We start from the raw sequence: 23,188 nt of genomic DNA, 5'->3' as shown, positions 1-23,188 counted from the left end.
ATCGCTATCGTCACCTCGACCAGCGAGAACCCCTGCGGAGATGCGAGACCGGCAGTGGTCTTACCGATTTTTCGCACCGCTCGCATCACGCTTATTCCGTCACCACCACGCGCCCGGTCAGAGGCTGGATGATGACTGTGCTTTTCCCAGCGACAAAATCGCCCTCCGGCTGCGCTTTTTGCCCGACCACCAGGACAACATCACCCGTGGAGGGTTTGAGCCTGCCAAAGCGGTCGAACTGCACCACCGAGAGCGCGGATGGCGACCGCATGGCTAGCTTCGGCATATTAGCGACCGTCTTTATCGTTGACGGAAAATTTGTGCCCGGCGCGATGTAAACCCCGCGCGGCATCCTCAGCCAGCGGGAGATTGGAACAACAGTTACCTCATCTTCACGCGGATCCCGGAACACGATGAAGGAAGAATACCTTGCGTCAGCGGCGATGGCGGGATCCGAAAACGGAAAGCCGACGTAAGCGCTGACGCCGCTTTGCATGGCGGCAAACCGCGCCTGCTCCAGCGCAGCAGCCAGAGCGCTGACACCACCGCGCGGACCGCCGACACCGAGCAGTCCCATAATGGCGGGGGTCAGCAAAGAGGACAGAATTGCAACGAGCGCAACAGCGATCAGCAGTTCGACGAGCGTGAATCCCTCGCCGCCCGAAGATGAAGCTTTTCGCTTCATGACTCACATCAGGTCAGTTCCTGATGTAATCGTCCGTGTTTGTGCTGCCCGCAGTGCTCCATACGTCGAAAAAATTGCTGTTTACGAGTATGTTTCCGTTTGTATTTGTGCGGTAGTTATACGCGTTTCCCCAGGGATCGATGAACGAATATCTGGTGCTATTCGTATTCAGCATCGACGGTCTAGGCTCCAAATAAACTTTGCCTGCGCCGGTAGGGCACAATGCCGCATAGAGGTTTGTGGTCGTCACATTAGCCATGGACGTGGAACTTGGATTGTCCATCTGCGGATAAAGACCGTTGTCCAATTTGTAGCTCTCGATGGCGGCGGCAAGAGCTGCGACTTCAGCTTCGGCCCTGGACCGCGCCGCCTTGCGGTTCATGTAGCCCATCGTGCTGAGCGTAAGGCCTGCAAGGATGGCGATGATCGCGACAACTACCATCAGTTCGATGAGGGTGAAGGCACCGCAGGAAACGCGGCGGTTGGGAACGGAACTATTCATTGGGTTTCGAATAATTTGGTTGGAAAGGGGAGGAAGGTGACGGACTGACGAAAAAGTGCCTCATTTCCGCTTTCATGCAAAGGGGATTCCGCGTTTCTTTGCAGGTGACCATGAACCCCGATATCTACGAGAAGCTCGGCCTTTTTTATCTCGGACGCGAAGTGGATGCCAACGGCAAGCCGACCGGCGAACCCTTGCTCTACGATTCATCGAATCTGACGACCCACGGCGTCTGCATCGGCATGACCGGCAGCGGCAAGACGGGCCTTTGCATCGCGCTGCTCGAGGAGGCGGCGATGGACGGGATCCCCGCGCTGATGATCGATCCCAAAGGCGACCTCGGGAATCTGCTCCTCACTTTTCCAAAGATGTCCGGTGAAGACTTTGCTCCGTGGGTCAACGTGGAGGATGCGCGCAAGGCGGGTGTGGATGCGGAGGATTTCGCGGCGGCCGAGGCAGAGAAGTGGAAGGCGGGTCTGGCTGAATGGGGCCAGACGCCGGAGCGTGTCGCGGCTTTGCGGGAGAAAGCAGACATCGCCATTTACACACCGGGAAGCAATGCCGGCATTCCCCTCTCGATTTTGCGCTCGTTCGCCGCGCCGGACCATTCCGTGGCGGAAGACGCGGAACTTCTTGCCGAACGCGTGCAAAGCACGACGGCGGGATTGCTTGGACTACTAAAAATCGATGCCGATCCGCTGCGCAGCCGCGAGTTCAGCCTGCTATCGGCCATCCTGCAGAACGCGTGGGTGCGCGGCGAATCGCCTGATCTGCCCGGGCTGATCGCCGCGGTGCAAAACCCGCCCTTCGATAAAATCGGCGTGCTGCCGCTGGATGACTTTTTCCCATCGAAGCAGCGCATGGATCTGGTGATGGCCCTGAACAATCTGCTGGCCTCGCCCGGGTTCGCCACGTGGCGGGAGGGCGAGCCGCTGGACATTGCGCGCCTGCTGCACACCCCGGAAGGCAAACCCCGCCTCGCGGTGCTCAGCATCGCGCACCTGTCTGACGCAGAGCGGATGTTTTTCGTCACAACCTTGCTCGACGAGGTGATCGCGTGGATGAGGCGACAGCCTGGCACACCATCGCTGCGCGCCTTGCTTTATCTCGACGAAATCTTCGGCTACCTGCCGCCCGTGGCGAACCCGCCATCGAAAGGTCCCCTGCTCCTTTTGCTCAAGCAGGCACGTGCTTTCGGTCTCGGCCTGCTGCTCGCCACGCAGAATCCGGCCGACTTGGACTACAAGGCTTTGGCGAACTGCGGGACTTGGTTCATTGGACGCCTGCAAACGGACCGCGACAAGCAACGCGTTCTTGAAGGACTGGAGAGTGCAAGCGCCGGACGCGGGGCCGACCGCGCGGGGTTGCATGAGATGCTCAACAAACTCGGCAAGCGCGTGTTCCTGCTCAACAGCGTGCATTTGCCGGCACCCGTCATGTTCAGCACACGTTGGACGATGAGCTATCTGCGTGGTCCCCTCACCCGCGAGCAGATCCGGCAGCTCATGGCCGGCGCGAAACCGGCTCCCGCCGCAGCACCACCCGCGCCAACCTCTCCGGCGCCTGCAGCGTCTGCGGGTTCGCCCGAACCGCCCGCTGCAGAGCCCGGCGTATGGCAACTTGTCGCCGCCGATGCCGCAGGAAATTCAACGCTTTTGCCCTCAGTGGGACTGATCATCCGGGCGGCATTCGCATCGAAACGCCCCGTCGCCGAGGCGTCTGCCGAAGTCGTCGTGTCCGTGCCGCTCGACACCAAAGGACAACCGTCTTGGGCGCATGCCCGCGTGGCCGGTCCCGCCGAAGCGTTCCAGCCGCCGCGTGCCCACGCCGGACAACTCTTCGCAAGCGTCGTTCCTGCCGCATTGCACGCCGCGAGCCAGCAACCGTGGCTTGCCGAGGCACGGACGAAACTCGGCGAGGCGCTTGAGGTCACGGTTTTGCGATCGGGAACAGTCACCGGGATCCCATTCGAGAAGGAAGGCGACTTCCGCCTTCGTCTCGATCAAGCAGCACGCGAGGAACGCGACGAAGCCGTCCGCAGGCTCCGGGAGAAATTTTCGGCACGGATGAACTCGGCGGCGCAGAAAGTGGCCCAAGCCCGCGACCGGGTGACGCGTGAAAAATCCGAAGCCCGGGCCGCGCAGATGCAGACCGCAATCAGCGTGGGCACGTCGCTGCTGGGTGCCCTGCTGGGAAAAAAAGCTTCGAGTATCGGCCACATCTCGCGCGCAGGAACGGCCGCTCGCGCCGGAACCCGCGCCATGAAGCAAAGCGCCGATGTCGGCACGGCAGAGGAAAAGCTGGCCGAGGCCGAGGCGAATGTCGCGGACTTGGAAGCCGAACTCGAGAGCCAGATAGCCGCTATGCCTCAGCGCACCGCGACGGCCGCCGTTCCGGAAATTTTGCGCCTGAAAATATTGCCCTCGACCCTCGAGGTCCGTTCCTCAGGCATTCTGTGGACAACGTGATCCGGCCCGCAGGAGCAGCTATTTAGCAATCAGGCCGTTCACGAAGCGGATTGCCGGACCGAGCAGCGGCAGGTGTTGGTAGATGCCGTTGGACGGATTCCAGAAATCTTGGTGAAAAACGATGCGACCTTCATCGTCGAAGCGCAACTGCGACATGCCTTCGGTTATGACCGGCCGGCCACCGGCCAGATTTTTTGTCCGCACCTCCATTGTCCAGCGCACATAGCAATCGTTGCCGGACACAGCCACATCGTTGATTTTTGCGCGGACAAGCTGCGCACCCTGCGCCGTTTTGAGCAGATATTTCTCGATGGCTTCAATGCCCGATTCCGTCGCGAGCGTATCGTTGAACCACGCTTCGGGAGCATACACCTCGCGAACGCGCGACTCCACGTTGTCCGGGGAAAGATCTCCGTAAAGTGCGGCGAAGCCTGCAGTCAGGCGCTCCCCGTCGGCGCGTCCCGCGATGACAACACCCTGACGCCCAGCCAAGGCCTCGCGATATTCGGTGCAAAAATCGGTCGGGCCGGATGCGCAACCGGTCAGAAGCAGCACGCAGAGGAAACACTTTTTCATGGTTTAGTATCGCTTGAGGTGGTCTCAGTCGCCAACTCCGTCTTCATCAATTCATCGAACGCCGGATTGCGCGATGCGTAATAAGGATAGTCCGCGGCATCGGCGCCCGGCGGAATATATCTCCAATGCTTGTAGGCCCAGAGCCAGCTCTCGGGGTGTCGTCGCACCTGCGGCTCGAGCACGTCCCAGCACTTCTGCGCAATTTCGCGCTCGGTGGCATCCGCGGGAAACTGCAAAGGATCGTGCACCACAAGCCGGTAGCGTCCGTCGGGCAGCGGAATGCATTCCATGGGAAGAATCGGCAAGCCGGTATGCTGGTGCAGGACGGCATGCATTTTTGTCATCGGACACCAGCGGCCGAACGATTTGACCGGAACTGTGGGATGACGCGGGTCGAGTTGAAGGTCGGTGAGAATGCCGACACTGCCGCCGCTTTTGAGATGTTTGAGGGTCGAGAGAAGGGAACGCTCCTGCTGGATTATGCGGTGCCCGCTGGCCGCGCGCAACCGGTCGAAGAAGACACCGAGCAACGGGTTGCGGAATTGTTGCGTGACGATGACTCCTTGAGTGACCTCGAAACCCGACGCGAGGCTGAGCCACTCGAAGTTGCCGTAGTGCAGACAGATACCGATCGCGCCCTTTCCGCCGCGGCAAGCATCGCGCGCCTTTTCGTATCCTTCGACCTCCACACGCCGGCGGTAGTTTTCTTTCCGCAGGTTCGGAACCCAGAACAACTCGAGCATCGTGCGCGCAAATTGGCGGTAAGAATCCTTCGCGACGCGACGGATTTCCTGCGGCGACTTTTCCCTGCCGAACACCATCGTCAGGTTGGCCAGCGCGTAGGCGCGTCCGCGTTTGTCGAGATGGAACACCAAGCCGCCGATGAACCAGGCGATACCGCGCAGCAAGGGCCAAGGGAACAAAGGAACCAGACGAGAAGCCAGCCAGAGTCCGGCCTGCTCGATGCGGCAACGGACACGTCGCCAGCCGCGGACTTCTTCCCATTTGGGAAATTTTTTGCTCACAACCGAATCACGCCGCCGCGGGCGTCTCCAAGCGGGGAAACACCGGGACCGGATCGCCAACCGTATGTCCATCGCGGACCGCGCCCCATGCGGAAGAAAAATCCCCGGCGAAACCGAGTTGCCCGAGCAACCGGTCGCTCGCGACGGGAATCACGGGGTGAGCCAATGCCGCTGCCAAGCGCGCGGCCTCGACCAACGTCGTGAGAACCTCATCGAGCCGTGCGGCCTGCGCCTCGTCTTTTGCCAGCTTCCAGGGCGCGGAGCTTTCGACGAAGGCGTTGGCCGCGGCGATCAATTCCCAGACGGCTTCCAGCGCGGAATGCACTTGATAGCTTTCCATGGTCAGGTCGAAGCGCTTTGCGACTTCCGATCCCAGCGCGTTGAGCGCGACGGCATCGCCCGACGGGTCGGCCGGCACGACCCGCAATACGCCACCCCGGTAACGCTTGGTCATGCTCACGGTGCGATTGACCAAATTGCCGAGATCGTTGGCGAGATCCGCTTGATACCGAGCGCGCAGACGCTCCTCGTTGAAGTCGGCATCCTGTCCCGTCGCAATGTCCCGCATGAGGTAATAGCGCAGGGCATCCACGCCGTATTTGTCCGCCAAAGCGTCGGGATCAATAACATTGCCCGCGCTCTTGCTGACCTTTGCCCCGCCGAGATTCCACCATCCATGCACGAGCAGCTTGGGCATGGTGGCAACTCCCGCGGCTTTGAGCATGACGGGCCAGTAGATGCCATGAGCCGGAACGAGAATGTCTTTGCCTATGACATGAGCGTCGCAGGGCCAGAGCTTTTCGAAGTCGGGAAGACCCGCACCTGTTGCCGCGCGGTAACCGGCGAAAGTGACGTAGTTCATCAACGCGTCAAACCAGACGTAGGTCACGTAATCGCGGTCGAAAGGCAGCTCGATACCCCAGGCCAGCCGCGACTTCGGGCGCGAGATACACAGGTCGCCGGCCTCCTTGGCAACCGCGTTGGCCAATTCCGTGCAGCGGAACCCGGGAAAAACAAAGTCGGGATGCGCGGCGATGTGCTCCGCCAGCCAGGGCCGGTATTTCGACAGACGGAAATACCAGTTCTCCTCCTCGATAAAAACAACCTCTCCCCACTCCGGACCGAACTCGCCCTTCTCGTTGCGCTCCTTGTCGGTGAGGAATTGCTCCTGCCTCACGCTGTAGTGCCCGCTGTGGCGCGCCTTGTAGAGGTCGCCTTGATCGTGCAGTTGCTGCAACACCGCCTGCACGGCGGCGACATGGCGCGGATCGGTTGTCTCGGCCCATCCGTCGTAAGAAATGCCAAGCTTGGCCCAGAGGCTTTTGAACTTTTCCGTGACCGAGCGCGCGAATTCCGCCGGCGACACACCCGCCTTTTCCGCAGACTGCTGCACTTTCTGCCCGTGCTGGTCGACACCGGTGAGAAAAAACACGGGACGCCCGCGCTCGCGATGCCAGCGGGCAACGACATCGGCCAGCACCTTTTCGTAGGCATGACCGATATGGGGCGGAGCGTTCGTGTAATCGATCGCGGTGGTTATGAAAAACGTCTTTGCGGACATAAAACTATGAAAGCGGCGGCACAGTCGCGACCCAACGCCAAAATGCGGCCGCGCGCCGGATCACATCGCCGACCGCAGCGTTTGCAGATCGGCTTTTCCGCGGGCCGTGGCCAGCCATTGGGCGAAACAGAGCATTTTTTTCCCCTGCAACAACCCCTGCTCGATCACCGGTTTTCTTTCGGCGACCTTCGCATCGTCGGCATTCGCACGTGAGACAACAAAAGGCACGAAACCTCCATCGGGCGACGGGACGAATTCCCCGAGCGATCCGGTCGGCACATCCATGATGGCGGCTGCGATCTGGCGCTGGGCCGCTTCAAGATCTTGCGACAACACGGTGAGCCCTTTGATCTCCTCGGTTTTTACACCGGCAGCCTTCGCTGCCTCGTCGATCGTCTTGCCGCCCGCGAGATTTTCCCGAATGACGGGCAGGGCCTTGCCCACGGCTTCGCGGACGGCCGTCTCGCGCTTGCGGGCGATGAGATCGGCACGGATGTCGGCCCGTGCCTCCTCGAAGCTGAGCGGGCGCGCGGCCTGCAGCTCGGCGATCTCGATGACGGCGTAGCCATTTTCGGCGAGCTGGACGATTTCGAAATTGCCCGGCGACGGCGGCAAACGGAAAGCCACGGAGGCGGCAGCCTTCACGACGTCGGCCTCGGCATCGGCCAGCTTTTCGCCCGCCGCACCATCAGGCGCGAAAAACGGCGTCGTCTTGACCTCGAGCCCTTTGGACGAGGCAACGTTCTGGAGATTCTGCCCCGGCTCACCGAGAGCCTGTGCCAGATCACCGGTTGCGGTGGCGATTTTCTGCAACGCCTCGACGCGCTCCTTGTCCCCGGCCTCGGCGTCTTTTGCGGACAAAACGAAGGCGACGTAGCGAACAGAGCGCTTTTCGGGCGCATTGAGCGAGCTTTTGCGCTCCTCGAAAGCTTTGGTCAATTCTTCGTCCGTGACTTGGATGTCCTTGCCGATTGCCGCCGCATCGAAACGCAAAATCTTGAGGTCGGCCGGAGCCACACGTTCCAGAGCAGGCGCGATGTCCTCGTGCGTGACGAAAGCAGGTGTCTCGACCAAGCCTTTCACCGCCTTCAAGCGGAGGCTGTCTTTGATCACCGACTCGAGTTGGCGCTCGGTGAATCCGCGCGGCGCGAGCTGTTCCTGCAGGAATGAACCGTATTTGACCGGATCGAACTGTCCGTCTTTCTGGAAGACTCGCAGCGCTTTGACGGCATCGACGACCGCTTTGTCCCCGGGTTCCACGCCGAGCGCGGCCGACTCGTGCTGCAAGACCATAAGGTTCCAGATGAAATTGTCGGCCGCCTCGTCCTCGCTCTGGGCTTGGCCGGAAAGATCCCGGACCAGCTCGAATTGGCCCAGCGCCAGAGCCAACTGGTAATTGCGCACGGCACGCTCGACGTCCACCTGCATGACATTGCGGCCATAGATGCGGGCCACCATGTTGCTGCCTACCCGGTCCATCTCGGTCGTGTTGTAGAGAAAGGCGAAGGCGATGATGGTCAGGGCGGCGATGAGCAACATCAGCCATCGCTGGTGTTTTCGGAGAGTGGTAAACATAAGACGATTGTGTTGAAAAACGCGGAACCGTGGATTATTTGATCGACCTGATGAAAGCAAGCCCCCACCCCCTGCGCAGCGCGCTAATGTTCGCGGCTTGGCTTGCTCTCTGCCCGCCGGGATCGGCGCAGGACGCCGTGACGCTGAACAACGGGCAAGTGCGCGAGGGCAAGATCACCGGGGTGAGCGGCGGCAACGTGCGAGTGCAGATCTCCGGAGGCGCCGCGACGGGAATTCCCCTCACCGAGGTGAAGGAAATCCGCATGGTCGCGCCGTCAGACTTTGAAACCGCCTCGGCGCAGCTTGCCTCGGGCGATGCCAAGGGGGCTTTGGCCGCGCTGCAAAAGATCAATGACGCCTTTGCCGGGCTGCCCGCTCCATGGGCTGAGAGGTCGGCGGTGATGCTGGCCGACGCCAAACTCGCAGTCGGTGACAAAGCGGGAGCGAAAGCCGCTTACGAGAATTTCATCAAAACTTACCCGAAATCCACGACCCTCGCCAACCTGGGTATGGCGCGCCTCGCCGTGGACGAGGGAAAATATGACGAGGCCAAGAAGCTGCTGGATCCGGTGCTGGCAGAATCGGCAAAAAGCTCTTTCCCGGGGCCAGTCAAAGGCATGGCTCTCGGACAAGCCCACTACCTCGCGGGCCGGATCAGCGAAGCCGCCGGCGAACATCAAGCGGCCTTGGAACAATATCTCAAAGCGTCCGCCGTCTTCCCCTACGACCGTAATGCGGCGTCCGACGCGCAGAAACGCGCCGACACCCTCCGCGCAGAGCATGCCGGGCTCATTGCGCCCTGAATTTGAACAGACCCACCAACCCGAAAAAAACGCCAATGCGCATACGCACCATCACACCCGCCCTTGGGATCCTTCCGCTCCTCCTGCTTGCCGCCTCACCAGCCTTTGCCGCAGAGGAAGGCGTCAACCCGCAGAACATGTCCATCATCGAGACCATCCTGCATGGCGGCCCGCTCATCGTTTTCATCTGGATCTGTATCGTCACAACCTCCGTGGTCATGGTGACCTTCATCATCCAGCTCTTCATCACCGTGCGGCAGCAGAGCCTCGCGCCAAAGGAACTGGTCAGCGCGCTGCAGACCTCGCTCAGCGCCGGAAATTTCCAGGAGGCATGGGAAACCTGCAAAGCCAACCCCAAGGTCTATATTGCAGGTGTCCTCGGCGGAGCTCTCGAGCGCCTCGGCCGCGGCAAGGAAGCCACCGAAGCAGCCCTCATCGATTTCGGCGTGCGTGAAGGCCAGAAGTTCAAAACACGCAACAGCTACTTGTCGGTCATCGGCGTCATTTCACCGATGATCGGTCTGCTCGGAACCGTCATCGGAATGATGGGCGCCTTCTCGGTCCTCGGCCAAGGGGGCGTCAACGACATGGGCGCGCTCGCCTTGCGAATCGGTGAAGTGCTCCTGGCCACGGCGAGCGGTCTCTTCATCGCCATCCCGGCATTCATTTTCTATTACTTCTTTCGCAACCGCATCAGCGACGCGATCGTGTATGCCGACAGTGAACTCAATATGCTCGTCGAGGATATTCCGTTCGACGAGGTGCAGGGGTTGCGCATCGGCGAGAATTTCGATGCGGGTGACGGACTGCATGCGAGCGCGGGCGCCGAAGCCAAGACATCCCACAAAGTTTCCATGCAGCTCACCACCAACTGCCCGGTGTGCCAGTCGCCGATCGTTGCCGGCCAGAATCCTTGCCCGAGCTGCGGCGCCACGCTCGACTGGCAGCAGTAACCGCCTGACGCGATGTCCGAGGAACGCAGTCATCGGCGGGGCAAGATGAAGCGTCGTGCACCGGAGCCCGATGCTGATCCGGAGTTCCAGATCGCCCCGATGATCGACATTCTCCTGGTGCTGCTGGTCTTCTTCATGTCGATCAGCACAACCCAGGTGCTGCAGACCAACCGCGACATCCGCCTGCCCGTCGCCAAGGACGCCAAGGAAGCGAAGGAGAACCCGGGCCAAGTCATCGTCAACGTCGCTTACAATCCGATCAACAACGCCGTGTCGATCACCGTGAAGGAACGCGATTACGGGTCGCCGCTCGACCTCGTTCCCATCCTGCAGGAGAACATCCGCGCCAACCCCATGGTGCGCGTCCTTGTTAGGGCCGACAAGGAAGTGCGCTACAGCGTGATGAGGAGCGTGCTCGAGGCGGTGGGCAAAGCCGGCGTGGCCAACGTCACGTTCTCCGTCGTGGACAAAGAGGCGCCGCCAACCTCCTCCTGATCCTCCCGAAGCTCTTGCGCGCGCGCGGCAGCACTGCAACTATTCCGCCATGGCAGGTTCCGTAGGTTCAGAAGATGGAGATGTCGGCTTCCAGATTGCGCCGATGGTCGACGTCGTATTTGTGCTGCTCATTTTCTTCATGGCCTCGGCCGGCTCGAACGTCATCGAGAAAGAACTCAACATCAGCCTGCCCAGCGGGCGCGGCGGCGCGGCATCCGGTCCCCCGCCCACTCCGGTGATCATCGACATCAGCGCCGACGGCGTTGTTTCGATGAACAACAAAATCTTCGACACCCCTGCGAGCAAGGAAATGCCGGAGTTGCGGGCGCGGCTGAAAGACAACATCCAGCGATTCGGGGACAAGGATCCGGTGATCATCCGTCCCAACGACAACGCCAAGCAGGAACGCATCATCGACGTGCTCAATTCCGCCGCTGCCGCGGGCGTCAAAAACTTGACGTTCAGTTGACGGCGGCGACTCAGGCCGCGGGAATTGCCGGCGCCGGAATGGACGGTTCTGCCCCCGTCATTCCGCTGAGGGTTTCGGTATACTCCGGATCAAGCACGCGCGCCAGATGCTCGCGCGCATCTTCCAGTCTCCCGTTAATCTTGAGACGCTGCGCCTCGGTGGCGTAGTTCGGGTTCCGCAGGAATTTCTCGAGGTAGGACACATGGCGCCGCCAGAGGCGCTCATCGACTCCGCGCTTGGCCTCGAGACGCTCGCGATACCAATCGCTCTGGAGCACGCTTTCCCGGGTGAACAGATCCCGGACTCCGGGATCGGAGAGACCTTTGCCTTCCCAATGACCGTCGCGCATGATGTGCAGGAGCACCTTAAGCGGGGGGCACGCCCACTCGATGCTTCCATCGGCGAAATAGTGGGAGGCCACCCGCTTTTGGGTGGCCAAAATGTTGTCCATGCCCTCGACGAAAGCCTCGATACCCTGCAATTCCGGGCAAAGCATTTCGTCGGTCAACACAACGTGCGGGTGGTTGAAAACCCGGCCGAAGAAAGTGTTGACGAACTTTTTCGTGATGCGGCTGCCAAGGCGGCTCGCCGGGATGGTGCGGCCTTCGTGAACAATATCCTTCACCGGCTCGAGGTATCCGCCTTCGAGCAGGTGGCGCGGCGACCTTTCTTCCACCGACATCCGGCACCAGACCTCGGGAACAAGCAGGCTGATGTCATGATCGACCCTCGCACGCGGACCGACATATCCGGCCGCGGTGACAAAGCCGTCGTAGCCGCTGACCGCATAAGACACGAAAGCGGAATTCAGGTCGTAAATGGGCGGCAGAGCATTGAAAGGCCCCTTGGTCAGCGCACCCTCCGAACCGGCGCCCGTCGTGGAAGGCGATTTGCCCGTCATGCTGCAGATGAACTCCATGAAAAGCTCGGGCAGCTCCATGTGGTGGATCGGATTGTAGACCGCCAGCGACCGGATGCCGCCGGCGCGCTCGGGCGGATTGTTGCGCCGTCCGGCAAGCACAGCGTTGACCGGCGTAAGAACGGGTTGGTCGCGCCGCAATCCCCGAGCCAACCGGATGCCGGTCTCTGCCAGATACCTGCCGCGGGGATCGAGCAAATCGAGCCGCGTCTGGAGATAGCGCGGATTTTTCGTCGGGCGTCCGTCCACCAACCGGGGATTGGCATTTGAAACAAAGAAAGCCGGATGTGCTGCCTCGACGAAGCTGGCGATGAGTTTCTGCATCGGCCGCGTGTATTCATAATAGCCGATGGCGTCCTCCAGGATGGACCGCGCATCGTCCACCGTGAGCGGCTGGTAGTTGGAGAAGAAATTTCCCCCGTGCGCAAAGTCGAACTCGGTCTGCTTGTCGTAGCCACGGTGCACGGCGTCATCCGGTCGCTGGAAAAGCCGGTATTCGCAATTGTGCGCAAACTTGACGCCCGGCAACCGCGATGTTTGCGCATCGAGGAGCGGCGCCAAGGGGGCGCGCGGCGCGACGGTGGAGACCGTGATGTCGTCCTCCATCTGGATCTTCACGGCAGGATGGAAATCCTTGCGCAGCCCGAATGTCCGCCACGAATCCCTCGAGTCGAAACCGACGCGGAGGTAATTCGACACCAGCTTTCGCGTGTGGAAGCGCAGTTCATTGGCCGGCATGCCGTTGACCGTGTCCACGCTGAAGTTCTCCCGCCAATGTTCACCCCATTCCGGACGGTAGAAGCGCTTGAGAACGAAGACCAATTCCTTGATGTGCTGCGGGATGGTATCCAGCCATGCGTTGTAATCCGCGTTGAACGACGGCGAAGGCGTGAGGAGCTTGATGACCGAACCAAGCGAGCGCCGCGGACTCAGGACAAGACGGTCGTCTTTGCCATTGCGCGAGGGCTCGGCATAGCGATTCGAGTAGTCGTGCCGAAGCAACTCATCAACGAGGTCGAAATCCCGCTGGAAATCAGCGACGAAAATCGGGCCCTGCAGGATGGCATCGGCGATCGGCTTGGAAATTTCCGATTTTCCCCCGCCCGAAACCGTGCAGGGTTTGTGGCAAAAGGTCCCCTCCGCGTTGGTCCCGAGCAGCCGCCAGGAGCGGCCGGTGACCGGCTTCTCCATGTGGATTTTGTATCCGCAGGGCAACACGTAGCGATGTTCGAGACGCAGGGGCAACGAGTGCTCGGCGCCGTCCTTCTCCCAGCAAACCTTTTGCGCGATGAGATGAAAGCGCGCGTCGCCGGGCACGTAGCAGATATCCGGATAGTTGCGATCGACGGCGTATCCCTCGGGGTGTTTCTCCACGTCATCGCCGAGCAACTGCATCGCCGCGTCGAAATCCCGCGGCATCTCGAGCGGCAGGTCGGTCGCCGCGATTTGCTCGGCCAGATCGTAGCTCGGAAAAATCAAGGCCCCGCCGGCATGCTCTTCCTCGGCGTTGCCGAACAGGTTGGCCGCCATGCCGATCTGCGTTTTGACCTCTTTCTTGCAATACCCGAAGTAGTTGTCGGCGATGATCGTCACGACCACACCCTGTTCGTCGCGCGCGGTGATCTTGAAAGGAACGCCGTCATTGTAGAGTTCGTCGGCGCTCTTCCAGCACATCCCGTCACGGCGCTGGCGGTCGGTGGCCTTGCCCCATTCGGGAAGCCCGAGGCCGGCCTTGGTCAGCTTGCCGAGATGCGGCGCAAGAATGACGCATCCGGTATGGCCGGTCCAATGCGCGGCATCCAAACCGGCATCGTTTTCGGGAAGGTTCGGATCACCGGCGTTTCCGAAAATGCTTTCGACAAAGTCGAGATTGCAAACGAGGCCACCGGGGGCAAAAAAGCGCACTTCCATGCTTTTCTCGGGGACAACCCCCGGGATTTCCGGACTCACAGCCGGACGAAGAAGCAGTGAAACGAAGCATTCGGCCTGCTCCGGCTGCGACGCGGTGTAAGGCAAGCGCATCAACTCGCGCGGCGGTTCCAGCGCCGCGGCCAGCAGGCGGCCGAAAACCGCCTTCGGCACCGCTTTTTTGTCGTCGGGGATCGGCAACCCTCCCTCGGTCACGTGAAAAATTCCCTCGGTGGTCCGCCGGTCGCTCTTGGGGTTGTGCAAAACCCCCTGCCTCACACGGTAAGAGCTGAGGATATCCGACGAGAATTCGTCGCGGTCCGGTGGCAACGAAAGCAGACGCGCCAACCCGTGGCGGTCGAGCACGAAAGTCTGGGTCGGAAGACGCGGAACTTGGACGGCATCCTGCAGGTAATCGTAGAGAAAATTCTGGATCCGGTGATCTGCAGGGCAGAGATGTTTGGCAAGCAGGCGGTCCTTTTCGCGGTTGAGCGCCATGAGGCCGCCGACGAGATCGGCGAATTCGGGGTCGAGCTGCAGCGGGAACGTCGGACAGCCGAGATCGCGCAGCTTCAGGTTGATGTAGTAAAGGCGCCTGCGGACCGCGTAAGCGTCCTCGCCGCCTCCGGGCGCTCCACGCAGCGCGCCGATCTTCTTTTCGAGTTCCTTGGTTTCCATCCGCGGACAACTGCAGCAGTTCTAATGCCACAAACCGCAGGGGGCAAGGATCACCCGCCGGACATTGCGCTTGCTTGCAGGAAGGCGCGTAGGCACACATGCAGCATGGGTGAGCATCTGCCCGCGCCGGGCAACGCAGCTGAAAAAAAATCCGCCATGGCACTTTCCGTCGCGGTCGGCATCTTGCTTCTTTGCCTCAAAGCGGCGGCGTGGGTGTGGACCGGATCGACGGCCATTCTCAGCGACCTCGGCGAAAGCACGGTGCACATCGCGGCCGTGTGCTTCGCCGCCTACAGTCTGTGGCTGGCCCTCCGCCCCGCCGACTCCAACCACCTTTACGGCCACGCGAAGATCGGGTTTTTCTCCGCCGGTTTCGAGGGGGCGATGATCATCGTTGCGGCCCTTTACATTCTCTACGAGGCCATCGCCGCCGCGCTGCGGGGTCCGGAACTGCAGAATATTCCGGTGGGAATAGCCCTGACAGTCACCGGCGTCGTCGTGAACGGCGCGCTCGGCTGGCACCTTGTGCGCACCGGCAAAAAACGCGGCTCCATCATTCTCGAGGCCAACGGACACCATGTGCTCACCGACTGCTGGACGAGTCTCGGGGTGCTGGTGGCGCTCGGGTTGGTGATGGCCACCGGTTGGACTTACTGGGACCCGATCTTCGCTTCGCTCGCGGCCCTGAACATCCTGATCGCCGGGCTGCGACTCGTGCGACGGAGCGTCAGCGGGCTCATGGACGCCACCGACCCCGACGTGAACCGGGAAATCGAAAAGCTCGTGAACGCCGAGACGGAAAAACACGGCATAAGCCATCACAATCTCCGCCATCGCAACATCGGCGATGCGCATCTCGTGGAACTGCACCTGACCTTCCCCGACAACGTGCTGCTGCGCGACGCCCATCGCGTGGCCACCGAGATCGAGGATGCTTTGGAAAAAAATATCCGGCCCGCAGCCCAAGTGATAACGCACCTCGAATGCGAGGGTGACCACGGCGTCGATTCTTTTCTCTAGAACCTATCCCGAAGCACCGGAAACCCGCTCCGCGCGCACAGCGAGATATTCGCGGGACAGTCTCACGTAGCGCAAAGCCCACACTTTGATTTCCGCCTGCTCCTCCTCGGACAGAGTGCGCACGACTTTCGCCGGGGTCCCGAGAACGAGGGATCCGGGCGGGATGATCATCCCCTGCTTGACGGTGGCGTTCGCCCCGATGATCGACCGGGTTCCGACGCGCGCGCCATCCAGAATGATCGCCCCCATCCCGACCAGAACCTCATCGGCAACTTCGCACGCATGGACAATCGCTTTGTGGCCGATCGTCACGCGACATCCGATGACCGCAGGAAGATCATCCGCGACGTGGACAACGGCGCCGTCCTGAACATTCGACTGCGCCCCGAGGACAATCGGCGCGACATCCCCGCGCATGACGGCTTGATGCCAGACGCTCGACTCCGCGCCGATCTGCACGTCGGCCACGACCGTGGCGTCGGATGCGATGTATGCGTCGTCCGCAATGCGGGGCGCGGTGCGGATGGTCCGTGCGATCGTTGCGGCGAATTTCTCCATCGATCCGAAATGCTGGCTGCTCATGCGGTTATCCGGCGCCCCGGCGCCCGTGGTGTCAAACCCAAAACCAGCGGCGTGCGCACGAACGCCAGAACCTATCGCAAAACCGCGGATGCTCACTTTTTGTTCGAGAGACGCCGGGCCTTGGGGCATGATTGCCCTCGATGAAAAAAGCAATTCGTGTGGCAGTCACCGGCGCCGCCGGTCAGATCGGTTATTCCATCCTTCCGCGCATCGCCAGCGGGCAAGTTTTCGGCACGGACCAGCCGGTCATTTTGCAATTGATCGAGATCGAACCCGGCATGGCCGCACTGCAAGGCGTGGCGATGGAACTGCAGGACGGCGCCTTTCCCCTTTTGGAGGGCATCGAGACCACCAGCGATCTCGACCGCGGATTCAGCGGCGTGAACTGGGCACTGCTCATCGGCAGCGTTCCCCGCAAGGCAGGCATGGAGCGCAAGGACCTGCTCGGCATCAACGGCAAGATTTTCGTCGGCCAGGGCAAAGCCATCGAAAAGAACGCCGCATCGGACGTCCGCATCCTTGTGGTCGGCAACCCCTGCAACACCAATTGCCTTATCGCGATGAACAATGCGCGCGCGATCCCCTCCGACCGCTGGTTTGCCATGATGCGGCTCGACGAGAACCGCGCCAAAGCGCAGCTCGCGCTCAAAGCCGGCGTTCCGTGGCGCCAAGTCACCAACATGGCCATATGGGGCAACCACTCGAACACCCAGTTCCCCGACTTCTTCAATGCGCGCATCGCTGGAAGGCTCGCACCCGAGATCATCAAAGACAGCGCCTGGCTCGAAGGTGAATTCATCAAGACCGTTCAAGAGCGCGGCGCCGCGATCATCAAAGCGCGCGGACTTTCCTCCGCCTTCTCCGCAGCCCATGCCGCGATCGAGACCGTGCAGAGCCTGCGCAACGAAACCGCCCCCGGCGATTGGCACAGCGTGGCACTGTGCGCGGACGGCTCCTACGGCATCGAAAAGGGACTGATCTGCGGGTTCCCGGTCGCGACCAAAGACGGCAAAGCGGTCATCGTCCAAGGTGTCCCCATCAACGATTTCGCACGTCAGCGGATCGACAAGACAGTCAACGAGTTGATGGAGGAACGTTCGATGGTGTCCGAACTTCTTCCGAAGTAACCGGTCACGCCGCGGCTTTTTGCCGTTGCTCGCGCCGCTTTTTGCGCTTCTGCGGTTTGCGCAGGGTCAACTCCGATTTGTGGAAAGCGAGGACGAACATCGGCGGGATGTTGGCCAGGAAGTATTCGACTTCGCAGGCGGCAAACATCCGTCCGTGCCCCTTCAGTTCCATCGTGACTTGATAAACGACGAACATCCCGTCGGGAGAAAGTCCGTCGTGGACGGCATGCAATATTTCCTTTTTCTTGCGAGGGGGGATGTAGCTGAACGGGATGCCTGAAATGACATAGTCGGCATGCCGGAGGCCCAGTTTGGCGAGTTCATCGCGGAATCCCGCAGCGTCTGATTGGCAGATGATCACGCGCTCGTCATCGCGGAACTGGTTGCGCAGGTGCTCGGCAAGATGCGGATCCAGCTCGAAAACAAGCAAGCGGGCGTCGGGGCCGAGTCTTTTGGCGACCTCGCGCGTGTAGCACCCCTCGCCTCCGCCGAACTCGACGAAGGTTTTCGCCTTGGTGAAATCCATGTCCCGCAGGACTCGACCCACGAGCTTGCGCGAACTCGGCACCACGTAGGCGATCTTGAGCGGGTCTGCTAGAAAACGTCGGAAGAGAATGGCGCTCATGCCTTGGGACATGCTAGGAGTGCGGACGATGCATAGGCAAGCCCAAGCTGGAAAGCCGCGGCCGTGAGCACGGAGCGCACCATCGGCTGGGTGACGTGCTCGGCGCTCGTTGTTGCCAACATGGTGGGCACCGGAATTTTCACCAGCCTGGGTTTCCAACTGGCGGAAATTCCTTCGCGCCCCGCCATCCTGCTCCTCTGGGCCACGGGCGGCGTGCTGGCGCTGTGCGGAGCACTCTGCTACGCGGAACTGTCAGCCGCATTGCCGCGCTCCGGCGGCGAATACCACTTTCTAGGCACGATTTACCACCCGGCCGTCGGCCTCATGGCGGGGCTTGTCTCGCTCGTTGCGGGATTCGCCGCGCCCGTCGCGCTGGCAGCGATGGCTTTCGGCTCTTACCTGCAGGGCGTGTTCCCGGCGCTCACTCCCCGCGCTGCATCGGTCGCCGTGGTCGGATTGGTCACGCTCGTGCATCTCCGCGATTTGCGGGCGAGCAGTGTGTTCCAGATTTTTTTCACCGCGCTGAAGGTCGGGCTCGTTGTCTTTCTTGCCATCGCGTTGTTCGGCGCACCGGCGGCAGCGCCATCCGCGACGCCGCCATGGAGTTCCTACGTGCTCACCGCGCCCTTCGCGATTTCGCTCGTTTACACCCTCTACGCGTATTCCGGGTGGAACGCGGCGAGCTACGTTTTGGGTGAGGTCAATGCGCCGGGCCGGGTCATTCCACGCGCCCTGGTGGCCGGGACTCTGCTCGTGACGCTCCTTTACCTCGTGCTCAACGCGGCTTTCCTCCATGCCGCACCGATGGCGGCGATGTCCGGACAGATCAACGTGGCCCAAGTCGCCGCCGCATTTGTCTTCGGTCCGCACGGAGGCAAAGCTGTCGCCGCAGTCATTTCGCTGGGCCTGATCTCGGCCATCAGCGCGATGATCTGGGCAGGACCGCGCGTCGCGATGGTCATGGGCGAGGATTATCCTTCGGTGTTCGGCTGGCTCAAATCGCGCAGTGCGGCGGGCATCCCTGTCGCCGCCGTGCTGACACAAAGTGCGCTCACGGTGATTCTGCTGCTCACATCCACTTTCGAGAATGTTCTGGTTTACGCGCAGTTCGCCCTTCTCGCTTGCAGTTTTCTCGCGGTGCTCGGCGTCATTGTTCTCCGGCGCAAACAGCCGGGGCTCGAACGGCCGTTCCGCGTTCCGCTCTACCCATTCACACCACTTTTGTTCCTCGGCATCAGCGGGTTCGCCATGGCCTACACCGCGGCCGGACGGCCGCAGGAGACTGTCTTCGGCCTGCTCACGTTGGCCGCGGGATTGCTTGTTTACGCAGTGGCCCGAAAGCGCGAAAATAACCGGCAAATATGATGCGCTTTCTCGCCGTATCGGCAGCGGTCGTCTGCACTGCAGTCCACGCGTCGGCGATCTCACCCACGGAACTGGGAGCCTTTCTCGCCGGTCGAACCCTGCCACCGGAAAGTCCGCTCGCACCGCTGCAGGATTCGCGGGAATACCGCGAGCATGCGCGCCAATACGCGGCCCAGTGGTTCCGCTACAAGGAGCTTTACTTCGATCCCATGCGCACTTGGTCCGCGACGGAACTCTCGCCGCGCATCGGATCCGTGTCGCAAGTGACCTATCTTTTCGGCGGTCCCGACTTGATCAGCGCGATGGCGCTTTTTCCGGGCGCACACCTTTACGCCATGGGCGGGCTCGAGCCGGTCGGCCGCTTGACCAACCCGCTCACCCTGCCCCCGGAACAACTCCACGCGAGCTTGGCGACATTGCGCAAATCCACCGAGGTGATCATGAACTTCAGTCATTTTATCACCAAAGACATGAAAACGGACCTCGCTTCGTCGCATTTCCAGGGCGTGTTCCCGATCATGCTCGCCTTCCTGTCCTTTGCCGATGCGCGAATCGACGCGGCGGAGCGGATCACGCTGCACCGCGACGGCACCCTGACGCCGGGCGAATCCGGTGACGGGCAGGCCGCCCTGAGGATCGTTTTCCGCGCGACACCGGCGTCCTCCCCGTCGGAAGTGTATTATTTTCAGTCCAACCTGGCGAACGACGCACTCGGTGCGCAGCCCGGAGTCCTCGAGTGGCTGCGAGCGCGCGGACCTTCCACCGGGTATCTGAAGGCCGCTTCGTATCTGCCCCATGAAGGAAGCTTTTCACGGGTGCGGGACTTTCTCTTGGAAAACTGCCGAGCCATCCTGCAGGACGACTCGGGAATTCCCGTTTCGGTTTTCCGTGAGCGCGGCTGGCAGCTGATTTATTTCGGCAATTACACGAAGCCTTTGGACATATTCGCCAAATACGACCAACCGGCACTTCGCGCGGGACTCGGGGATGGCGGCGGATTTTCCCTGCCTTTCGGCTTCGGCTACCGCTGGCAACGCGGGGAATCGACACTGTTGCTCGCTCTTCCTCCCGGCGAGGCTCCGCGCGCAATCCCGGCCGGTCAGGCACGCTGACCACCCGCGAAAAAACGCCGCAGAAATTCGGCATCGGAAAAACCACGCCCCTCGCCAAGCCGGACAATCACCATATTGCGCGAGGGAACAACATAGACACGCTGTCCCCGTGTGCCGACCATGGCCACAAGATCGGCGGGCGCCGAGCGGCTCAGGCATCCGTCGCGCCAGAATGACGGATCGCGGGGCTGTCCCAACGCCGTCTCGACCTCGACCTCTTTCGCATCCGCGTTGCCGGCGCCACGGTTGAGCCAGAACCCCAGCGCATACATGCGGTTGGATGCCGTGCCGTCCGCAAGCAGCGCTCGCACCTCTTGCGGCCACCGGCGACCCCGCAACCCGCGCAGCGTCTCCCGCCCTGCCGGCAAAAGATCCCGTGCATCCATCCGCGCACCGGTGGAAAAAAACAAACGGCCATGATCGTCGTGCGTCCATCGTGCGACGGCATTGGAGTCGGCGCCCGGCACAAACTTGCGCAGCCATTTTTCCAATCCGCTGCCGCGGCGCAGACGGATTTCCTCCGCAAGAACCTCCCAGTGCGACGGGCCGTAAACGAAGCCGTTGCCACCCCTCCTGCTCAGGTTGCGCAGGACCGGTTCCTTGTCCTTGAGTCCCTGCGTATAAAATTCCCGCTGCGCAGGTGAAAGGCCGGACGTCTGGTTGAGGAGGTCGGCCAACGGAATGCCGCGGGCAGCGCCAAAAATGGCTGTGTCGCCGAGAGAAAGCCCGCCGGTCATCGCGTCACGGAACACGCCGATGGAAACCAGGCTTTTTGTTATGCTGAAGACACGAGGCGCAGGCGATGCACCCGGGGCGCGGCGCTCGTAAACAGTGCGACCATCCTTCCACACGAGCAGAGACGTTTCGCCGCAGCCGAGCGAATAATCCGCGGCGAGGGCAAGGCCGGAACCGGCTTCCGGCGCGGCCACCGCGATACGCCCGGCGACCAGGAGAAAGAGAAAGGCAACATTCTTCATCAATGTCCCGCGGATCGTCTGCCGATCAAAGCGCGGGCGAGCGTGAGTTCGTCGGCATTCTCCAAGCCGCCGCCAGCGGGCATGCCTTGGGCGAGACGGGTCAGCCGGACACCGCGAGGCGCCAGGATTTCCGCCAGATAATTTGCCGTGGCTTCCCCCTCGACATCCGTGCTCATGGCCAGGATGACCTCTTCGAAATTACCGAGATCCAAGCGCCTTGCCAGCTCGGACAATCTCAAGTCCTCGGGCCCCACATGTTCAAGCGGCGAAAGTCGCCCTCCCAACGCGTGGTAGCGTCCGCGGAACGCACCAGACCGCTCGATCGGCAGGATATCGGTTGCCCGTTCGACAATGCAGAGGACATGCTCGCGGGATTCGTCGGCGCACAACTCGCACGTTTCAGCCAAGCTGAAAAATCCGCAGTCGGCGCAGTGCCTCAAGTCGTCGCGGGCAAGCACGAGCGCGGACGACAATGCCGACGGCCGCCCCGGCTCTTCCAGCAACCAAAGCGCCATTCGTTCCGCACTGCGGGGTCCGACACCGGGAAGGCGCCGCAGTTCACGGACAAGCGCCCGAAATGGCTCCGGATAATCCGCAGCTTTCACGACTCGCTGCGCCGGGCCGCTTCGCTGCGCATGGCGAAGATGCGCGCGGCTGCGTCCTCACGCTCGCGAGCCAGAGCGGCGAAGCCGTTTTCGGCCGCGGCCCAGTCGCCACTCCAAAACGCATCCCATGCGTGCTCCCATCGACGCAGATCCTCGGTGGAGGCGGCATCATCGCCTTCCTTGGGGCCGCGCACTTCGCGCAGCAGCAGCCTGTCGCCCTCGAAGTCCCACCACGCGATTGGCCGCGTGCACCAATCTTCGCCCAGCTCGCCCGCGAGCGAATCATCGACCATCACCCCCGCCGCATAACCACGCGCTGCCGCCGCCATGCGGGCAGCTTTTCTCAGCGGTGCGCCACTCAGGGTCCAACGCGGTCCCGTCGGGAGATTGCCGACGCCGGCAATGCATTCCCCGCGCACAATCGCCACGCATCCCCCAGCCTTGCGGACCCATTCCCACGCGGCGGAAACGACATCAGTTGGCCGCGCGTCCCGTCCCCAGAGCCCGAGGACGAAGCGCGCACCCTCGGCATCGCAACGTTCGAGATAAGCACCCGCGCGTCCGAAGTGCTCGCCCGCACGGAAGGAGCACATCGAAAAGCCGGTCCATGCGTTGTGTTCGTCCGAAGCCGCACCCGGCCAAAGCACCTCGAGAACTGCCAGAACAGCCGAACGAGGCTTCTCGTCCAAGTTGCTTTCCTCAATGCGGCTGCGGAGCACATCACGGGTCACGCGCGGACCGACCAATTTCTCCCAGCGCGCGCGGCGTGAGCCCGCCGCTGAAGATGAAAATGCCAGCGCCGCCGCACCCGCGATACCTGCCGCAGTGACAGGAACGAGAGAACTGGCGTCGAATCCGTAAAGGCCGGAGAGCCAAATTCCGCTTCCGAGAAGCCAAACCGTGGCGAACCAGACCAGTATCTTGAGTCCGCGACGCGGGATATCCACCACGCACCAAGCGACCCAGAGAGCCATGACAAAAGCCAGCATCGCCTCGGCACGAGGACTCACCAGCGGCGGCTTCCATCCTTGCCATGCCGGAAGCAAGGGAACCCAGAGCAGCGGGAGAGCGAGCACCACGCCGATCAGTCCGCAGACCAATGCGGCCTTGAGATGGAGTGCGAGAGGCTTTGTCATCGGGAGACGTGCCAAGATAGGC

At 61.7% G+C, this 23,188-nt stretch carries 20 protein-coding genes and 1 pseudogene; 9 read left to right on the top strand and 12 right to left on the bottom strand.

What is annotated here, in order from left to right; all coding sequences use genetic code 11:
* Nucleotides 1-91: 91 nt before the first annotated feature.
* Together FGM15_01255 and FGM15_01250 are read right to left on the bottom strand one after the other, a co-directional pair.
* Complete coding sequence (locus tag FGM15_01255) at nucleotides 92-685, bottom strand: type II secretion system protein (protein MBU3664493.1); 594 nt, start codon at nucleotides 683-685, stop codon at nucleotides 92-94.
* A gap of 13 nt (nucleotides 686-698) precedes the next feature.
* Complete coding sequence (locus tag FGM15_01250) at nucleotides 699-1,187, bottom strand: prepilin-type N-terminal cleavage/methylation domain-containing protein (protein ID MBU3664492.1); 489 nt, start codon at nucleotides 1,185-1,187, stop codon at nucleotides 699-701.
* 74 nt (nucleotides 1,188-1,261) lie between these two features.
* On the opposite strand from FGM15_01250, the gene FGM15_01245 reads away from it, so the two are divergent.
* Nucleotides 1,262-3,655 (top strand): ATP-binding protein, encoded by a 2,394-nt coding sequence (locus tag FGM15_01245; protein MBU3664491.1) that lies wholly within the window; start codon nucleotides 1,262-1,264, stop codon nucleotides 3,653-3,655.
* An 18-nt stretch (nucleotides 3,656-3,673) separates the two neighbouring features.
* On the opposite strand, the gene FGM15_01240 is transcribed toward FGM15_01245, so the two are convergent.
* The 4 genes from FGM15_01240 to FGM15_01225 are packed head-to-tail and all read right to left on the bottom strand — an operon-like array spanning nucleotide 3,674 to nucleotide 8,392.
* Entirely contained in the window at nucleotides 3,674-4,231 is a 558-nt protein-coding gene (locus FGM15_01240; GenBank protein ID MBU3664490.1) for a nuclear transport factor 2 family protein, read from the bottom strand.
* Entirely contained in the window at nucleotides 4,228-5,328 is a 1,101-nt protein-coding gene (locus tag FGM15_01235) for a lysophospholipid acyltransferase family protein (GenBank protein MBU3664489.1), read from the bottom strand. The genes FGM15_01240 and FGM15_01235 overlap by 4 nt, the downstream gene beginning before the upstream one ends.
* A complete protein-coding gene (locus FGM15_01230) occupies nucleotides 5,264-6,817 on the bottom strand; it encodes a methionine--tRNA ligase (GenBank protein ID MBU3664488.1) in 1,554 nt (517 codons plus the stop codon). Before FGM15_01230 ends, FGM15_01235 begins: the two co-directional genes overlap by 65 nt.
* Before the next feature lie 60 nt (nucleotides 6,818-6,877).
* Nucleotides 6,878-8,392 (bottom strand): hypothetical protein, encoded by a 1,515-nt coding sequence (locus tag FGM15_01225; protein MBU3664487.1) that lies wholly within the window; start codon nucleotides 8,390-8,392, stop codon nucleotides 6,878-6,880.
* A 29-nt stretch (nucleotides 8,393-8,421) separates the two neighbouring features.
* On the opposite strand from FGM15_01225, the gene FGM15_01220 reads away from it, so the two are divergent.
* Genes FGM15_01220 through FGM15_01205 form a run of 4 tightly spaced genes read left to right on the top strand, consistent with a single transcriptional unit; the run spans nucleotide 8,422 to nucleotide 11,112 of the window.
* Complete coding sequence (locus FGM15_01220) at nucleotides 8,422-9,195, top strand: tetratricopeptide repeat protein (protein ID MBU3664486.1); 774 nt, start codon at nucleotides 8,422-8,424, stop codon at nucleotides 9,193-9,195.
* Between the two features lie 35 nt (nucleotides 9,196-9,230).
* Complete coding sequence (locus FGM15_01215) at nucleotides 9,231-10,148, top strand: MotA/TolQ/ExbB proton channel family protein (protein MBU3664485.1); 918 nt, start codon at nucleotides 9,231-9,233, stop codon at nucleotides 10,146-10,148.
* Between the two features lie 12 nt (nucleotides 10,149-10,160).
* Complete coding sequence (locus FGM15_01210) at nucleotides 10,161-10,643, top strand: biopolymer transporter ExbD (GenBank protein MBU3664484.1); 483 nt, start codon at nucleotides 10,161-10,163, stop codon at nucleotides 10,641-10,643.
* A gap of 49 nt (nucleotides 10,644-10,692) precedes the next feature.
* On the top strand, nucleotides 10,693-11,112 hold the full coding sequence (locus FGM15_01205; GenBank protein MBU3664483.1) for a biopolymer transporter ExbD: 420 nt from the start codon (nucleotides 10,693-10,695) through the stop codon (nucleotides 11,110-11,112).
* Between the two features lie 10 nt (nucleotides 11,113-11,122).
* Here FGM15_01205 and FGM15_01200 read toward each other — a convergent pair whose 3' ends face one another.
* Nucleotides 11,123-14,590, bottom strand: a complete 3,468-nt coding sequence (locus FGM15_01200; GenBank protein MBU3664482.1) for a hypothetical protein — start codon at nucleotides 14,588-14,590, stop codon at nucleotides 11,123-11,125.
* Between the two features lie 51 nt (nucleotides 14,591-14,641).
* Between FGM15_01200 and FGM15_01195 the strand changes: the two genes are divergently transcribed.
* Entirely contained in the window at nucleotides 14,642-15,637 is a 996-nt protein-coding gene (locus FGM15_01195) for a cation transporter (GenBank protein ID MBU3664481.1), read from the top strand.
* Nucleotides 15,638-15,640: 3 nt separating this feature from the next.
* Here FGM15_01195 and FGM15_01190 read toward each other — a convergent pair whose 3' ends face one another.
* Nucleotides 15,641-16,195 carry a gamma carbonic anhydrase family protein gene (locus FGM15_01190; protein ID MBU3664480.1) on the bottom strand — a complete coding sequence of 185 codons (555 nt, stop codon included), beginning with the start codon at nucleotides 16,193-16,195 and terminating at the stop codon, nucleotides 15,641-15,643.
* 164 nt (nucleotides 16,196-16,359) lie between these two features.
* Between FGM15_01190 and FGM15_01185 the strand changes: the two genes are divergently transcribed.
* Complete coding sequence (locus FGM15_01185) at nucleotides 16,360-17,346, top strand: malate dehydrogenase (GenBank protein MBU3664479.1); 987 nt, start codon at nucleotides 16,360-16,362, stop codon at nucleotides 17,344-17,346.
* Between the two features lie 4 nt (nucleotides 17,347-17,350).
* Here FGM15_01185 and FGM15_01180 read toward each other — a convergent pair whose 3' ends face one another.
* Entirely contained in the window at nucleotides 17,351-17,983 is a 633-nt protein-coding gene (locus FGM15_01180; protein MBU3664478.1) for a methyltransferase domain-containing protein, read from the bottom strand.
* On the opposite strand from FGM15_01180, the pseudogene FGM15_01175 reads away from it, so the two are divergent.
* Nucleotides 17,975-19,336: pseudogene (locus tag FGM15_01175) on the top strand (amino acid permease). The gene FGM15_01180 and the pseudogene FGM15_01175 overlap by 9 nt on opposite strands.
* A complete protein-coding gene (locus tag FGM15_01170) occupies nucleotides 19,333-20,448 on the top strand; it encodes a hypothetical protein (GenBank protein ID MBU3664477.1) in 1,116 nt (371 codons plus the stop codon). The pseudogene FGM15_01175 and the gene FGM15_01170 overlap by 4 nt, the downstream one beginning before the upstream one ends.
* On the opposite strand, the gene FGM15_01165 is transcribed toward FGM15_01170, so the two are convergent.
* From FGM15_01165 to FGM15_01155, 3 genes are read right to left on the bottom strand one after another with little or no spacing between them, the layout of a single operon-like run.
* Entirely contained in the window at nucleotides 20,436-21,425 is a 990-nt protein-coding gene (locus FGM15_01165; protein MBU3664476.1) for a beta-lactamase family protein, read from the bottom strand. The two genes, FGM15_01170 and FGM15_01165, sit on opposite strands and share 13 nt — an antisense overlap.
* On the bottom strand, nucleotides 21,425-22,030 hold the full coding sequence (gene recR / locus FGM15_01160) for a recombination protein RecR (protein ID MBU3664475.1): 606 nt from the start codon (nucleotides 22,028-22,030) through the stop codon (nucleotides 21,425-21,427). The genes FGM15_01165 and recR overlap by 1 nt, the downstream gene beginning before the upstream one ends.
* The gene (locus FGM15_01155) at nucleotides 22,027-23,166 is read right to left on the bottom strand and encodes a hypothetical protein (GenBank protein MBU3664474.1); all 1,140 of its coding nucleotides are present in this window, start codon (nucleotides 23,164-23,166) and stop codon (nucleotides 22,027-22,029) included. Before FGM15_01155 ends, recR begins: the two co-directional genes overlap by 4 nt.
* Nucleotides 23,167-23,188 lie beyond the last annotated feature (22 nt).

The organism is Chthoniobacterales bacterium (assembly GCA_018883245.1).
GTDB lineage: Bacteria > Verrucomicrobiota > Verrucomicrobiia > Chthoniobacterales > JACTMZ01 > JACTMZ01.
Note: the sequence above shows the minus strand (reverse complement) of the source record. Positions and strands in the feature narration are given on the sequence as shown.

Coding starts and splice junctions, on each gene's coding strand:
- FGM15_01255 (MBU3664493.1), bottom strand. CDS start 685: ATGAAGCGAAAAGCTTCATCTTCGGGCGGCGAGGGATTCACGCTCGTC.
- FGM15_01250 (MBU3664492.1), bottom strand. CDS start 1,187: ATGAATAGTTCCGTTCCCAACCGCCGCGTTTCCTGCGGTGCCTTCACC.
- FGM15_01245 (MBU3664491.1), top strand. CDS start 1,262: ATGCAAAGGGGATTCCGCGTTTCTTTGCAGGTGACCATGAACCCCGAT.
- FGM15_01240 (MBU3664490.1), bottom strand. CDS start 4,231: ATGAAAAAGTGTTTCCTCTGCGTGCTGCTTCTGACCGGTTGCGCATCC.
- FGM15_01235 (MBU3664489.1), bottom strand. CDS start 5,328: ATGGACATACGGTTGGCGATCCGGTCCCGGTGTTTCCCCGCTTGGAGA.
- FGM15_01230 (MBU3664488.1), bottom strand. CDS start 6,817: ATGTCCGCAAAGACGTTTTTCATAACCACCGCGATCGATTACACGAAC.
- FGM15_01225 (MBU3664487.1), bottom strand. CDS start 8,392: ATGTTTACCACTCTCCGAAAACACCAGCGATGGCTGATGTTGCTCATC.
- FGM15_01215 (MBU3664485.1), top strand. CDS start 9,231: ATGCGCATACGCACCATCACACCCGCCCTTGGGATCCTTCCGCTCCTC.
- FGM15_01210 (MBU3664484.1), top strand. CDS start 10,161: ATGTCCGAGGAACGCAGTCATCGGCGGGGCAAGATGAAGCGTCGTGCA.
- FGM15_01205 (MBU3664483.1), top strand. CDS start 10,693: ATGGCAGGTTCCGTAGGTTCAGAAGATGGAGATGTCGGCTTCCAGATT.
- FGM15_01195 (MBU3664481.1), top strand. CDS start 14,642: ATGCCACAAACCGCAGGGGGCAAGGATCACCCGCCGGACATTGCGCTT.
- FGM15_01190 (MBU3664480.1), bottom strand. CDS start 16,195: ATGGAGAAATTCGCCGCAACGATCGCACGGACCATCCGCACCGCGCCC.
- FGM15_01185 (MBU3664479.1), top strand. CDS start 16,360: ATGAAAAAAGCAATTCGTGTGGCAGTCACCGGCGCCGCCGGTCAGATC.
- FGM15_01180 (MBU3664478.1), bottom strand. CDS start 17,983: ATGTCCCAAGGCATGAGCGCCATTCTCTTCCGACGTTTTCTAGCAGAC.
- FGM15_01170 (MBU3664477.1), top strand. CDS start 19,333: ATGATGCGCTTTCTCGCCGTATCGGCAGCGGTCGTCTGCACTGCAGTC.
- FGM15_01165 (MBU3664476.1), bottom strand. CDS start 21,425: ATGAAGAATGTTGCCTTTCTCTTTCTCCTGGTCGCCGGGCGTATCGCG.
- FGM15_01155 (MBU3664474.1), bottom strand. CDS start 23,166: ATGACAAAGCCTCTCGCACTCCATCTCAAGGCCGCATTGGTCTGCGGA.